11 protein-coding genes and 1 tRNA gene are annotated in these 13629 nt (G+C 64.9%); 3 read left to right on the top strand and 9 right to left on the bottom strand.

Annotated elements, in window-relative coordinates:
• Positions 1–281: 281 nt before the first annotated feature.
• On the bottom strand, positions 282–443 hold the full coding sequence (locus WS87_RS33695; protein ID WP_159085696.1) for a hypothetical protein: 162 nt from the start codon (positions 441–443) through the stop codon (positions 282–284).
• Between the two features lie 327 nt (positions 444–770).
• Between WS87_RS33695 and WS87_RS20385 the strand changes: the two genes are divergently transcribed.
• The gene (locus WS87_RS20385; protein WP_059818772.1) at positions 771–2606 is read left to right on the top strand and encodes a S53 family peptidase; all 1836 of its coding nucleotides are present in this window, start codon (positions 771–773) and stop codon (positions 2604–2606) included.
• Between the two features lie 142 nt (positions 2607–2748).
• On the opposite strand, the gene WS87_RS20380 is transcribed toward WS87_RS20385, so the two are convergent.
• The gene (locus WS87_RS20380) at positions 2749–4299 is read right to left on the bottom strand and encodes a phospholipase D family protein (protein ID WP_059818771.1); all 1551 of its coding nucleotides are present in this window, start codon (positions 4297–4299) and stop codon (positions 2749–2751) included.
• Between WS87_RS20380 and WS87_RS33690 the strand changes: the two genes are divergently transcribed.
• The gene (locus tag WS87_RS33690; RefSeq protein WP_159085695.1) at positions 4292–4438 is read left to right on the top strand and encodes a hypothetical protein; all 147 of its coding nucleotides are present in this window, start codon (positions 4292–4294) and stop codon (positions 4436–4438) included. The genes WS87_RS20380 and WS87_RS33690 overlap by 8 nt on opposite strands.
• A 174-nt stretch (positions 4439–4612) precedes the next feature.
• Here WS87_RS33690 and WS87_RS20370 read toward each other — a convergent pair.
• The 6 genes from WS87_RS20370 to WS87_RS20345 all read right to left on the bottom strand — a co-directional run bounded on the left by WS87_RS20370 (position 4613) and on the right by WS87_RS20345 (position 11457).
• Positions 4613–4691: transfer RNA gene (locus WS87_RS20370), tRNA-Ile, on the bottom strand.
• A gap of 138 nt (positions 4692–4829) precedes the next feature.
• The gene (gene rpoD, locus WS87_RS20365) at positions 4830–7247 is read right to left on the bottom strand and encodes an RNA polymerase sigma factor RpoD (protein WP_082721897.1); all 2418 of its coding nucleotides are present in this window, start codon (positions 7245–7247) and stop codon (positions 4830–4832) included.
• Positions 7248–7335: 88 nt separating this feature from the next.
• Positions 7336–9213, bottom strand: coding sequence for a DNA primase (gene dnaG / locus WS87_RS20360; RefSeq protein ID WP_059818770.1), 1878 nt, complete (start codon positions 9211–9213; stop codon positions 7336–7338).
• Between the two features lie 72 nt (positions 9214–9285).
• Positions 9286–9732, bottom strand: a complete 447-nt coding sequence (locus WS87_RS20355; RefSeq protein WP_059524656.1) for a GatB/YqeY domain-containing protein — start codon at positions 9730–9732, stop codon at positions 9286–9288.
• 185 nt (positions 9733–9917) lie between these two features.
• A complete protein-coding gene (rpsU, locus tag WS87_RS20350) occupies positions 9918–10130 on the bottom strand; it encodes a 30S ribosomal protein S21 (RefSeq protein ID WP_006479415.1) in 213 nt (70 codons plus the stop codon).
• Between the two features lie 106 nt (positions 10131–10236).
• Positions 10237–11457, bottom strand: coding sequence for an NAD(P)/FAD-dependent oxidoreductase (locus tag WS87_RS20345; protein WP_059818769.1), 1221 nt, complete (start codon positions 11455–11457; stop codon positions 10237–10239).
• A 130-nt stretch (positions 11458–11587) separates the two neighbouring features.
• Between WS87_RS20345 and tsaD the strand changes: the two genes are divergently transcribed.
• Positions 11588–12628 (top strand): tRNA (adenosine(37)-N6)-threonylcarbamoyltransferase complex transferase subunit TsaD, encoded by a 1041-nt coding sequence (gene tsaD / locus WS87_RS20340; RefSeq protein WP_059503574.1) that lies wholly within the window; start codon positions 11588–11590, stop codon positions 12626–12628.
• Positions 12629–12736: 108 nt separating this feature from the next.
• Here the strand turns inward: tsaD and folE2 are convergent, their stop codons facing one another.
• The gene (folE2, locus tag WS87_RS20335) at positions 12737–13546 is read right to left on the bottom strand and encodes a GTP cyclohydrolase FolE2 (protein WP_059819618.1); all 810 of its coding nucleotides are present in this window, start codon (positions 13544–13546) and stop codon (positions 12737–12739) included.
• Positions 13547–13629: the final 83 nt, after the last annotated feature.

The following is a 13629-nucleotide window of genomic DNA, read 5'->3' as shown; positions in this document are numbered from 1 at the left end:
TATAGCCGCGCGCTGAACGCGCTTCGCCGCGTTCGCCAGCGCTGCCCAGTTCGCGTCGGCCACCCGCTCGCCAACTTCACGGTCACAACTATCCCAATCGAAGACGACCGCGGGAGATTCGAATGATTTCTCGAATACCGTTCGTTCATTACGAATCGAATCGCGAATTATTCGGCCGACAGATCTGAAATTGCATCCGGTTTCGGGTTTGAAAATTACAAAACACCCCCTGACTTTTCAAAAACATTTCAACTTATTCCATTTAACTTTGTTTCATATAATCAGAAAAAGTTTGACATCGAACTTTCGTTCTTGATACCGTCCGATTCAAGCAATCCGACGAATTGCAAACCACGCAATCGTTCCCGCTCGACGCATCTCGTTTCCGCCGCACCGAAGTTCTCGCCGCCGACCGTCGCTTCTTCCGTTGGCGCATGCAACATCCCGATGCACTCATTGGGCAGCCGCCATCCGGCAGCAGTCCGAAGGACCGAACCAGATGAGCAGGACACCGAAACTGTTGCTCTAGCCATCCCGCCTGCATCAGGCCTGCTGGCGCGGCCGGTCCTCATCGCGGCCCAGCGCCTTCGTTACCAAGCTTTCAAGCATTTCGCCCCCGGAGGATCACCACCCGTCCGGGTCGGGCGAAAGGCCCCGTCGCGTCCGCGCTATCCGCGCGAGCGCGACGGATATCGGCGGCGCACGATCCGCGCCGCTGTCGACCGTTGTTGTTCGTGCAGTTCGATGTTCAACCGGAGGGGTAATTCAAAATGAACCAGGTTGCAAACAAGAAACAAAAGCACATCCGCATCGTCAAGCTCGCCTTCGCCGCCGCAGCAGCCGCTTCGTTCGGCATGACGGCCGTCCATGCCGCACCGGCCGCCGGCTGGACGGAAACGCGCACCAAGGGATTCCTGCCGCTCGTCCAGCAAGGTGAAAGCAGCAGTACCGCCGGTGCGCCGGCGGCCAGCACCGCCGCCGCTGCCGCGGCTGCCACCGAGATGGCGCCCGGCGAATCCGTCGACATCGTGCTCGGACTGAACCTGCGCAACGAGGCGCAACTCGATCAATACCTGCACGACCTGCATACGCCCGGCTCACCGCACTACAAGCAGTTCCTCACGTCGGCACAGTTCGCCGCGCAATACGCGCCGACCGACCAGCAGGTCGCCTCCGTCGTCGCGCACCTGCGCCAGGCCGGCTTCGTCAACATCGTGGTCGCGCCGAACCGCCTGCTCGTGTCCGCATCGGGCACCGCGGCAACGGTCAAATCAGCGTTCCGCACGACACTCAAGCGCTTCACGCGCAACGGCCGCAACGTCTACGCGAACACCGATGCCGCACAGGTGCCGAATGCAATCTCCGGCATCGTCGGTGCCGTGCTGGGCCTGCAGAACGTTGAGCTCATGCATACCGGCGCGGGCAGCAAGCCGCAAGGCAACACCAGCAACCTGACGATTCCGGCAGGCGCATCCGCGGTGCCGCACTACCCGACGGAATTCTCGTCGCTCTACGGCGGCGACGGCACGCCGACGGCCTCGCAAACCACCGTCGGCATCATCTCCGAAGGCGATCTGTCGCAGACGGTCAGCGACCTCAATACGTTCGCCGCCAACAACGGCCTCGGCACGATCAGCAGCAGTGTCGTGCCGACGGGCCCGTCAGGCAGTTCGTACACCGATACATCCGGCACCGTCGAATGGAACCTCGACAGCCAGTCGATCGTCGGCGCAGCCGGCGGCAGCGTGAAGCAGGTCGTGTTCTACGTGGCGCCGTCGATGACGCTCACCGCGATCACCGCCGCGTACAACAAGGCGGTGAGCGACAACGTCGCGAAGGTCATCAACGTGTCGCTCGGCGTGTGCGAATCGTCCGCGTACAGCACCGGCTCGCAGGCGACCGACGACACCATCTTCAAGCAGGCCGTCGCGCAAGGTCAGACCTTCTCCGTATCGGCCGGCGACCACGGTGCGTACGAATGCGCGAGCGGCACGCCGTCGCGCTCGACCTACACGGTGAGCGAGCCCGCGACGTCGCCGTACGTGATCGCTGTGGGCGGCACGACGCTGTTCACCAACACGTCGACCAACGCATACAACAGTGAAATCGTGTGGAACGATCCGAGCTGGCAGCCGGGCACCGTATGGTCCACGGGCGGTGGCTACAGCAAGTACGAAGCCGCGCCGTCGTGGCAATCGTCGAGCCTCACCGGGTCGACCAAGCGCGCACTGCCGGACGTCGGCTTCGACGCCGACCTGCGCACCGGCGCGATCCTCGTGGTGAACGGCCAGACGTCCGACACGCTGTGGGGCTCGGGCTACCTGAACAACGAAGGCGGCACGAGCCTCGCCGCGCCGATCTTCACCGGCATCTGGGCGCGGCTGCAATCGGCCAACAACAACGCGCTCGGCTTCCCGGCGTCGAGCATCTACAAATACTTCCCGAGCAATGCGGCGCTGGTGCACGACGTGACGTCCGGCAACAACGGCAGCGGCACGTACGGCTACAAGGCGAAGGCTGGCTGGGACGCGACGACGGGCTTCGGCAGCGTGAACATCTCGAAGCTGAACACGTTCATCCAGAGCACGTCGGATTTCGCGCGCTGATCGATCGTGCAATGAGCGGTGCGGTTCCGGGCGCGGGTCGTTTCGCGCGCCCGGAGCCGTATCTGCACCGCTGCGCGCGGCGCCTCCAGATTGACGCTGCGCGTCGGCACACACCGCCCGCGGTCGTCGCGGGCCAGCGAAATCACAGCTGCGATTCGATCGGAAACAAGCCGAGAAACCACACTTCCATGCGCCGCGCCGCCGACACTTCCGGTTCGTGATCGAGCTCGGTCACCGTCCCGTCCGCGTCGGTCTGAATCCACTTGAGCCGCCCCTTCCCGGCCGGATCGGTCCGCGATTCGACTCGCCACGCGATTCGATCGAGCCGCGGCTCCAGGTCCGTCGCGACCTCCGACGCAATTGCCGGGCTCTCGCAGTAAACGCCGATCTCGGTATTGAGGTTCAGCGAGCGCGGATCAAGATTCATCGAACCGATGAAGATGCTCTTGCGATCGAACACATAGGTCTTCGCATGCAGCGAAGCACGCGACGAGCCGATGATGACCTGCTTCGCGATGCTCTTGTCGCCGGACGGCCGCCGTTCGTAAAGCCGCACGCCGGCTTCCAGCAACGCACTCCGATAGCGCCGATAGCCGGCATGCACGGCCGCGACGTCGGTCGATGCGAGCGAGTTGGTCAGGATCGTCACGCGCACGCCGCGTGCCGTGAGCGCGCGCAGCCGTTCGATCATGTCCTTGCCCGGCACGAAATACGGCGACACGATCAGCAGTTCCTGCTCCGGCCGCAACGCAAGTGCGCGCAGTTGCGGCATCAGGTGGCCGTCGCTGTCCTTCGGCGAGCGTGAAATCTTCGCCGGATCGTCGTACAGGACCGTCGCCTGCCCCCAGGACAACTCGGTACCCTGCCCGTGCACGATCTGGTCGAGCCTGTGTCGCGCCTCGAGCACGTACGGATTGTCCTCCATCGCGCGCAAGTAATCGCGCAACCGTTCGCGCTCCCGGTCGAGACCTCCCGGCGCTGCATCGTGCCCGACCAGCGCATCGATCGGATACGCATACGGCGAATTCCAGAACGTATCGAATTCGGTCGAGATGTCGTTCACGACGGGGCCGTGCACGACCACATCGAGATCGCCGAACTCCAGCATCGACGACGCGCCGAAATACTCGTCGCCGATGTTGCGGCCGCCGACGATCGCCGCCTGGTTGTCCGCGATCATCGCCTTGTTGTGCATGCGCCGGTTGACGCGCGAGAACTCGAGCACCGTGCCGATCTTCTTGAAGTGGCGCGTGGCGACCGGGTTGAAGAGCCGGATCTCGATGTTCGGATGCGAACTGATCTCGAGCAGCTTGCGATCGTCCGCGTTCGTCCCGAGATCGTCGAGCAGCGCACGCACGCGAACCCCGCGATCGGCCGCACGGATGATCGCATCCGCGAGTTCGTGTCCGGTCAGGTCGTCGTGCCAGATGTAGTACTGAAGGTCCAGCGAGCGGTCCGCGCGATCGGCGAGCAGCACGCGCGCATCGAGTGCATCGACGGGATCGCGCAGCAGGTGAAACGCGTCCTGCCCCGGATGGGTGGCGGCCTGCTGGCGGAACGCGATGCCGAGGCGCGTGGTTTCGGTATCGGTGAATGCGTGCGCTGGCGCGCGACCGGCCTGCGGCGGCAGGCTGGCGCACGCGGCAAGCATCAGCAACGACAGAATCGCACTCCACGAACGCAACATGATCATGATGGCCGCCCCCACTGTCGGGCGAAGTCTGTTTGTGTTTGTTCTGGCCGCCGGGCGGAACACGGCGCTGGCCTGCGGTTCGCGCGCGCGGCGATTCTCGATCGTGCGCGCCGACCGCGCTACAGCATACTTCGATTGATATCGGGACGGCACGCTCCGCGCGTTTCCCCGGTGGCGGCGATGCGACACGCGACGCCGGCGTGAACGCATTCAACACGCTCGACACATTCAGGCAGCGCGCAAAAGAAAAACCCGCGAGGCCTTGCGGCGTCGCGGGTTTCGAGACTTCCCCGGATAACCTGGGAAGCGAATCTGGTGGGCCCCCCGGGAGTCGAACCCGGCACCAACGAATTATGAGTTCGCTGCTCTAACCAAGCATGAGCTAGGGGCCCAGACGAGAAGCAACGTGTGCTACACGCCACGCCGGCAACGAAGCCGGGCCGGCATTGTAACAACAAAGACACCAAAGAGGACAAACGCCACCGGCATCACGCGGATGCCGGCGGCGTTCGCAAGTAAGACGCTGGAAATCAGTTCCCTTCGAGGAACGACTTCAGCTTGTCGGAACGGCTCGGGTGACGCAGCTTGCGCAGCGCCTTGGCCTCGATCTGACGGATCCGCTCGCGGGTAACGTCGAACTGCTTGCCGACTTCCTCGAGCGTGTGATCGGTGCTCATCTCGATACCGAAACGCATCCGCAACACCTTCGCCTCACGCGGCGTCAGCGAATCGAGCACGTCCTTCACGACGTCGCGCATGCTTGCATGCAGCGCGGCATCCGCCGGCGCGACCGTGTTGTTGTCCTCGATGAAGTCGCCGAGATGGGAATCGTCGTCGTCGCCGATCGGCGTTTCCATCGAGATCGGCTCCTTCGCGATCTTCATGATCTTGCGGATCTTGTCTTCCGGCATCTCCATCTTCTCGGCGAGCGTTGCCGGATCCGGCTCGAGACCGGTTTCCTGCAGGATCTGCCGCGAGATGCGGTTCATCTTGTTGATCGTTTCGATCATGTGAACCGGAATACGGATCGTGCGCGCCTGGTCCGCGATCGAACGCGTGATGGCCTGGCGGATCCACCACGTCGCGTAGGTCGAGAACTTGTAGCCGCGACGGTATTCGAACTTGTCCACCGCCTTCATCAGGCCGATGTTGCCTTCCTGGATCAGGTCGAGGAACTGCAGGCCGCGGTTCGTGTACTTCTTCGCGATCGAGATCACGAGACGCAGGTTCGCCTCGGTCATTTCACGCTTCGCCTGACGCGCCTTCAGTTCGCCGGCCGCCATCTGGCGGTTGGTTTCCTTCAGGTCCTTCAGCGGCAGCACGACGCGCGCCTGCAGGTCGATCAGACGCTGCTGCTGTTCGCGGATCGCCGGAACGTTACGCGACAGGACCGCACTGTACGGATGGCCTTCGGCCGTGATCTTCTCGGCCCAGTCGAGATCCGTCTCGCTGCCCGGGAAGCGCGCGATGAATTCCGAACGCGGCATGCCGCACTTGTCGACGACGATGTGCAGGATCTGACGCTCGACCTGACGCACTTCGTCCACTTGCGCACGCAGCGTGTCGCACAGACGCTCGACGGTACGCGCGGTGAAGCGGATCGTCATCAGCTCGGTCTGGATCGTTTCCTGCGCCTTCAGGTAGGACTTCGACTTGTAGCCTTCCTTCTCGAACGCGCGGCGCATCTTGTCGAACCACTCGCTGATCTGCGAGAACTTGTCGAGCGATGCACGCTTGAGGGCTTCGAGTTGAGCGGCGTTGGCCGACGCCTGAGCGGCACCGTCATCCTCCTCCTCTTCCTCTTCTTCCTCTTCCTCTTCGGCTTCCTCGTCCTCGTTCTCGATGGCTTCGGCTTCCTTCGCGGAGAAACCGTCCGTATCGGCGGAGTCCGAAGCATTCGGATCGAGCAGGCCGTCGACGAGTTCGTCGACGCGGATCTCTTCGTTCGCGACGCGCTCGGCCATCGCGAGGATGTCGGCGATCGTCGTCGGGCACGCGGAAATCGCCATCACCATGTGGCGCAGGCCGTCCTCGATCCGCTTCGCGATCTCGATTTCGCCTTCGCGCGTGAGCAGCTCGACCGTGCCCATCTCGCGCATGTACATCCGGACCGGATCGGTCGTGCGACCGAATTCCGAATCGACGGTCGACAGCGCGACTTCCGCTTCTTCCTCGACTTCATCGTCCGACGACGCGGCCGGCGCGTTGTCGTTCAGGAGCAGCGTTTCCGCGTCCGGAGCCTGCTCGTAAACCGCCACGCCCATGTCGTTGAACGTGCCGATGATGCCTTCGAGGGCTTCAGTTTCGGTGAAGTTGTCCGGCAGGTGGTCGTTGATTTCGGCATACGTGAGGAAGCCACGCTCCTTGCCGAGCTTGATCAGCGCGCGCAGCTTCACGCGGCGCTCTTCGAGCTCCTCGGCCGTGCCGGGCGTGCTCGTCGCGAACGCTTCCTTCAGCAGCGCCTTTTCCTTGGCGCGACGATCGCGCACCTTGGATTTGCCCGGGGCAGCCGCGGCTGCGGGCTGCTCGTCGCTCTGATTTGCGTCGTCATCGACGGATACTTCGTTCAGCTTTTTGGTCATGGAGTTCGCCGTACCGGCTATATCGACTCGCGGCTGCTGGACGACAGCCGGTTGAACCGTGGGTGCATGAGTAGTACGTACTGCCGTTTCGTCCGCGGCGGCAGTCGTGTCCCTTGCGCTTTTCGCACTTGCCCGCTTCGCCGCCGGCTTGGCCGGCCCGGAGTCGGGTCTGGCGGCAGCCCGTGTTCTGGCTGCCGGCGCCGGCGCAGCCTGAGCAGTGCCGGCCGCGGTTTTCTTTCCTGCAGGGGCTGACGTGGCTGAAGACGTTGTCCTGGTGGAAGAAGCAGACTTGGCCGCTGTGACCTTCGTGGTCGGCTCCGTCGAGCCCTTGCCTGTTGCTTTCTTTCCGCCTGTCGTCTTTGCCATCGCGATTCTCGCCTCTGCTTGGAAAACAAACCGCTGGAAACCTTATATTATAGCACGCTGGGGCGCCCTCTCTTGGCGCCCCGACCGCCTACAGCCCGAGCCGACGCTTCATGTCGGTTCGCTGCTGGTTCAATTCCGTCAATTCCGCCAGTTCCTCGGGTGTGAAGGTGGACTGCCGCGCAAGCCGGTCGAGCCGGTCGCAGCAGGCGTCATAGCGCATCTTGAGCACCGCGGCCTGCAGTTCCTCCCCCGCGATCCGTTCCTGTTCACGCTGCCGCTCGGGCACCGTCTCGTCTTCCGGATTCTGTAACAGCAAATCGCGGACGTTTTCATCATAGTCCAGAATTTCGCGGAAGATTTCCTCGTAAGTCGCCCCGTTCGAGGACGTCCGCAGGACATCCGACAGCAGCCGGAACTCCGCGCCGTCGCCCAGCGCACGCGCATGCTCGACGACTTCGGCGAACAGCTCGCCGATCCGCGGCAGCGCGCGCAGGGTCGCAAGCTGTTCGTCGTCGAGCTGCGACGCGATCCGCGGATGCATCACGAGCGTACGCAACGCGCGCTTTTCGCTGTCGGTCACACGCCGCCGTTCGCTGCGCGGGGGCGCCTGGCGCGCCGGCGCCGCGATGCGCGCATCGACGTCCGACAGCCCCGCGACTTCCTCGAACGGGATATCGAGCCGGTCGGCGAACATGTGCATGATCTGCGCGCGCAACGCGTTCGCCGGCAGCGCCTGCAGCAGCGGCTTCGCGTCGAACAGCGCCTTCGCTCGACCTTCCGGCTGGTCGAGCGCCTTGCCGGCAATTGCTTCGTTCAACAGAAATTGTGACAGCGGCATTGCGCGCTCGACCTGCTCGGAAAACGCTTCCGCGCCGAATTCGCGTACGTAGCTGTCCGGATCGTGCTCGGACGGCAGGAAAAGGAATCGGATCGTCCGGTTGTCCGCCGCATGCGGCAGGCACGCCTCGAGCGCGCGGCGCGCCGCACGCCGGCCGGCCGAGTCGCCGTCGAAGCTGAAAATAACCGTGTCGGTCTGACGCAGCAACTTCTGCACGTGAATCGGCGTGCACGCCGTGCCGAGCGTCGCGACCGCGTTCGGGAAGCCGAGCTGCGCGAGCGCGACGACGTCCATGTAGCCTTCGACAACCAGCACGTACTTGCGCTCGCGGATCGCGAGACGCGCCTCGAACAGCCCGTACAGCTCACTGCCCTTATTGAACAGTGGCGTTTCGGGCGAATTCAGATACTTCGGCTCGCCGCTGCCGAGCACGCGGCCGCCGAACCCGATCACCTGCCCCTTCACGTTGCGGATCGGGAACATGATTCGCTCGCGGAACCGGTCGTAGCGGCGCGCGACGCCCTGTGCATCGGTTTTCTCGCTGACGATCACGAGGCCCGATTCGACGAGCGAGTCGTCGCGGTAGTCCGGGAACGCTGTTTCGAGGTTTTGCCAGCCGTCCGGCGCATAACCGAGCCCGAAGCGCGCGGCGATCTCGCCGGTCAGGCCCCGGTTCTTCAGATACTGGATCGCGACCGTCGCGCCGCGCAACTGCTTGCGGTAGTAGTCGCACGCGGCGGACATCACGTCGGACAGCGCGGTCGCGACCGATTTCGACACGGGCGCCGGATAGTCGCCGCCACCCGCACCGCCCCCGCCACCCCCGCGCATCGACGGTTCGTGCGGCACGGTCAGCCCGACCGATTGCGCGAGCTCCTGCACGGCTTCCGGGAACGTGAGCCCCGCGTGTTCCATCAGGAAACCGATCGCCGTGCCGTGCGCGCCGCAGCCGAAGCAATGATAGAACTGCTTGGTCGGGCTGACGGTAAACGACGGGCTCTTCTCGTTGTGGAACGGGCACAACCCCATGAAGTTGGCGCCGCCCTTCTTGAGCTGCACGTACCGGCCCACCACGTCGACGATATCGACGCGGTTCAGCAAATCCTGCAGGAACGAATGCGGAATCACCGTGGGATCGAGCGAAAAAAAGACAATACGACGCCCCGGCGCACGCGAATGCGGCGCGCCGGGAAGCGGGTTTTACTTCGACAGCGCGGCCTTGACCTGCGCGGAAACGGCCGTCATGTCGGCGCGGCCGGCGAGCTTGCCCTTCAGCACGCCCATCACCTTGCCCATGTCCTGCGGGCCAGCCGCGCCCGTTGCCGCGACCGCGGCCTGGACTTCAGCAGCCACTTCGGCGTCCGACAGCTGCGCGGGCATGTATGCGCCCAGCACGGTCAGTTCGGCTTGTTCCTTCGCGACGAGATCGTCGCGGCCGGCGGCTTCGAACTGGCTGATCGAGTCCTTGCGCTGCTTGATCATCTTGTCGATCACCGCGGTGATGCCCGCGTCGTCGAGGGTGACCCGATCGTCGACCTCGCGCTGCTTGATCGCGGCCATCAGCAGGCGAATCGTCGCCAGACGCTCGCTTTCCTTCGCGCGCATCGCGGCCTTCATGTCTTCGCTGATCTGCTCTTTCAAACTCATCTTGCACCCGGGATGGAAACGTGACTTCGACGCCCGCGAACGGGCGTCAACACAAAAACCCGCTTGGGACTAAGTCTCAAGCGGGTTGCTCGAATCCGGCATCGGCGACTCGCGGCCCCGGATCGAGGCCGATCGCGCGGAGGTCGCCGGTGCGCCGCTCAGTGAATCGTGCGGCGCTCAATCGTTCAGTACAGCTTCTTCGGCAGCGTCTGGCTGCGGATCCGCTTGTAATGACGCTTCACCGCGGCAGCCTTCTTGCGCTTGCGCTCGGCGGTCGGCTTCTCGTAGAACTCCCGCGCACGAAGCTCGGTCAGCAGACCGTTCTTCTCGATCGTGCGCTTGAAGCGGCGCATGGCGACTTCGAACGGCTCGTTTTCTTTAACGCGAATGATCGTCATGATCCGACACGAATAAAGGTTTGCAGGGAAGATTTACGAGTATAGCAGAGCGCCAGGCAAAGACATAAGGGCCGGGTCCCGTCAATGGCGGGCCCGCGCAGCCGTGTCAGGCGCTCCGCGCAAACTCCGCCGCCGCCTGCCCGGCCGCCGTGCCGGATGCCCACGCCCACTGGAAGTTGTAGCCGCCGAGCCAGCCCGTCACGTCCACCGCCTCGCCGACGAAGAACAGCCCCGGCACCCGCGCGCTCATCATCGTCGCCGACGACAGTTCGCGCGTATCGACGCCGCCCTTCGTCACTTCGGCCTTCTTGTAGCCCTCGGTGCCGTTCGGCGTCAGCGTCCAGCCGGACAGCGCTTCGCCGATCTGTCGCAACGTCTTGTCGGGCAGGTCCGCGAGCCGCGCATCGGCCGCGACACGGTGCGTGTCGAGCCAGACGTGAGCGAGGCGCGACGGCACCCAGTCCGCGAGCAGCGAGCCGATCTGGCGCTTCGACGTGCGTTTCGCGTCGAGCAGGTCGGCCACCGCGTCGCGCTGCGGCAGCAGGTCGATGCGGATCGGATCGCCGGACTGCCAGTAGCTGGAGATCTGCAGGATGCCGGGGCCCGACAGGCCCCGATGGGTCAGCAGCAGGTCCTCGACGAATTCGCCGCCGCGCTTCTTGTCGCCGGTCGACACACGCACTTCGAGCGACACGCCTGACAGCGCCGCGAACGGCTCCCAGTCCTGCTGCGCGAAGGTGAGCGGCACGAGCGCGGGCCGCGTATCGACGAGCTTGTGGCCGAACTGCTTCGCGAGCCGGTAGCCGAAGTCGGTCGCACCGATCTTCGGGATCGACAGGCCGCCAGTGGCAACGATCAGCGCGCGTGCGCGGATCGGCCCCGCCTGCTGCGTGTCGAGCGTGAAGCCATCGGCCGACGCGTGGCGCACCGCGTCGACGACCACCGGCCGGCGCCAGGCAATGCCGCCCGCGTCGCATTCGTGCTTCAGCATGTCGATGACCGCGTCGCTGCCGTGATCGCAAAAGAGCTGCCCCTTGTGCTTTTCGTGCCAGGTGACGTGATGACGCTTGAGCAGTCCGAGAAAGTCGCGCGGCGTATAGCGCGCAAGCGCCGAGCGCGCGAAATGCGGATTCGACGACAGGTAGTTGTCGGGGCCCGCGTAGAGATTCGTGAAGTTGCAGCGGCCGCCGCCCGAGATGCGGATTTTCTCGGCAAGCCGCGGCGCGTGGTCGATCAGCACCACGCGGCGGCCGAGTTGCCCGGCGACCGCGGCGCTCATCATCCCGGCGGCGCCCGCGCCGATCACGGCGATGTCATATGTTTCCATGGCGCGGATTGTACCTGCCCGGCCGCGCACCCGGGCCGCGCCCCGGCGGCGGCAGGCCCTCGCCTGCTATAATTTGCGGTTACGTTTACCTTCCTGCGGCGCGCTCGACGCAGCTCGCCCCGCCTCTACCATGCTCGTTCTCGGCATCGAAAGCTCCTGCGACGAAACCGGCCTCGCGCTCTACGACACGCAGCGCGGCCTGCTCGCGCACGCGCTTCATTCGCAGATCGCGATGCACCGCGAATACGGCGGCGTCGTGCCCGAGCTCGCATCGCGCGACCACATCCGCCGCGCGCTGCCGCTGCTGGAGGAAGTCATGGCGCAAAGCGGCACGCGCCGCGAGGACATCGACGCGATCGCATTCACGCAAGGCCCCGGCCTCGCCGGCGCGCTGCTGGTCGGCGCGAGCATCGCGAACGCGCTCGCGCTGGCATGGAACAAGCCGACCGTCGGCATCCATCACCTCGAAGGCCATCTGCTGTCCCCATTGCTCGTCGACGAGCCGCCACCGTTCCCATTCATCGCGCTGCTGGTGTCGGGCGGCCACACGCAGCTGATGCGCGTGACCGATGTCGGCGTGTACGAGACGCTCGGCGAGACGCTCGACGACGCGGCCGGCGAAGCCTTCGACAAAACGGCGAAGCTGATCGGCCTCGGCTACCCGGGCGGCCCGGAAGTGTCGAAGCTCGCGGAAACGGGCACGCCGGGCGCCGTCGTGCTGCCGCGTCCGATGCTCCATTCGGGCGACCTCGACTTCAGCTTCAGCGGCCTGAAGACGGCCGTGCTCACGCAGATGAAGAAGTTCGAGGCGGCAAAACTCGAAGGCGAAGCGCTCGAACGCGCGAAGGCCGATCTCGCGCGCGGCTTCGTCGACGCGGCCGTCGACGTGCTCGTCGCGAAGTCGCTCGCCGCACTCAAGAAGACGAAGCTCAAGCGCCTCGTCGTCGCGGGCGGCGTCGGCGCGAACCGCCAGTTGCGCGCGGCGCTGTCGGCCGCCGCGGCCAAGCGCGGCTTCGACGTGCACTATCCGGATCTCGCGCTCTGCACCGACAACGGCGCGATGATCGCGCTCGCCGGCGCGTTGCGGCTCGGCCGCTGGCCCGAGCAGGCGAACGCCGACTACGCGTTCACGGTGAAACCGCGCTGGGATCTCGCGTCGCTCGCACGCTGATTCGCACGACGCACTGGCACGTTTCGGAATACGCCAGCCAAAACACAAAGGCCGCTCGATCGAGCGGCCTTCTCCGTTGCAGCGGCAAAACGCCGCAGCGACACAACGTTACGCGGCGTGCCGCTTGTCGCGCTCGATCAGCGCATACGCGCTGTGATTGTGGATCGACTCGAAGTTCTCGGCTTCGAGCACGTAGGCGACCACGCGCTCGTCCGCATCGAGACGCTGCGCGACGTCGCGCACCAGATCCTCGACGAACTTCGGGTTTTCGTACGCACGCTCCGTGACGAACTTCTCGTCCGGACGCTTCAGCAAGCCCCACAGCTCGCACGACGCCTCTTCTTCCGCGATGCGGATCAGCGCCTCGACCGGCAGGTCGGCCGCGAGCTCGGCGTCGATCGTCACGTGCGAGCGCTGGTTGTGCGCGCCGTACTGCGAAATTTTCTTCGAGCACGGGCACAGGCTCGTCACCGGCACGAGCACCTTCAGGAACAGGCGCGCTTCGCCGTTGCGGCTCTCGCCCGCGAGCGTCACTTCATAGTCGAGCAGGCTCTGCACGCCCGACACCGGCGCCGTCTTGTTCACGAAGTACGGGAACGTGACCTCGATGCGGCCGGCCTCAGCTTCCAGCTTCTCGAGCATCGACGCGAGCATCGCACGGAAGCGCTCGACCGTCAGCGGCGCACGATTCTCCTCGAGCAGCGCGACGAAGCGCGACATGTGCGTGCCCTTCTGATCGGCAGGCAGGCGCACGTCGAGATTCCAGACGCCGACGGTCGGCTGCACGTCGCCGCTCTCGGTGCACACCGTCAACGGATGCCGGACCGCCTTCACGCCCACGCGCTGAATCGGAATCTGGCGGGTATCCACCGTGCTCTGCACGTCGGGCATCACGAAGGCGGGATTCATCTGGTTCATCTTGTTCAATCCTTGTAAGCCGCGCGTCCGACGACGCGCACGCCGCGTCATGCGGCAGCCGGAAAAGCAACATGGGCCCGCAG

This window comes from Burkholderia sp. MSMB0856 (assembly GCF_001524645.2).
Taxonomy (GTDB): domain Bacteria; phylum Pseudomonadota; class Gammaproteobacteria; order Burkholderiales; family Burkholderiaceae; genus Burkholderia; species Burkholderia diffusa.
The sequence above is the reverse complement of the archived record's forward strand: the minus strand, read 5'-3'. Positions and strand labels throughout refer to the sequence as shown.

Coding starts and splice junctions, on each gene's coding strand:
- WS87_RS20355 (WP_059524656.1), bottom strand. CDS start 9,732: ATGAGTTTGAAAGAGCAGATCAGCGAAGACATGAAGGCCGCGATGCGC.
- WS87_RS20380 (WP_059818771.1), bottom strand. CDS start 4,299: ATGATCATGTTGCGTTCGTGGAGTGCGATTCTGTCGTTGCTGATGCTT.
- WS87_RS33690 (WP_159085695.1), top strand. CDS start 4,292: ATGATCATGATGGCCGCCCCCACTGTCGGGCGAAGTCTGTTTGTGTTT.
- WS87_RS33695 (WP_159085696.1), bottom strand. CDS start 443: ATGTTGCATGCGCCAACGGAAGAAGCGACGGTCGGCGGCGAGAACTTC.
- folE2 (WP_059819618.1), bottom strand. CDS start 13,546: ATGAACCAGATGAATCCCGCCTTCGTGATGCCCGACGTGCAGAGCACG.
- tsaD (WP_059503574.1), top strand. CDS start 11,588: ATGCTCGTTCTCGGCATCGAAAGCTCCTGCGACGAAACCGGCCTCGCG.
- rpsU (WP_006479415.1), bottom strand. CDS start 10,130: ATGACGATCATTCGCGTTAAAGAAAACGAGCCGTTCGAAGTCGCCATG.
- WS87_RS20345 (WP_059818769.1), bottom strand. CDS start 11,457: ATGGAAACATATGACATCGCCGTGATCGGCGCGGGCGCCGCCGGGATG.
- rpoD (WP_082721897.1), bottom strand. CDS start 7,247: ATGGCAAAGACGACAGGCGGAAAGAAAGCAACAGGCAAGGGCTCGACG.
- WS87_RS20385 (WP_059818772.1), top strand. CDS start 771: ATGAACCAGGTTGCAAACAAGAAACAAAAGCACATCCGCATCGTCAAG.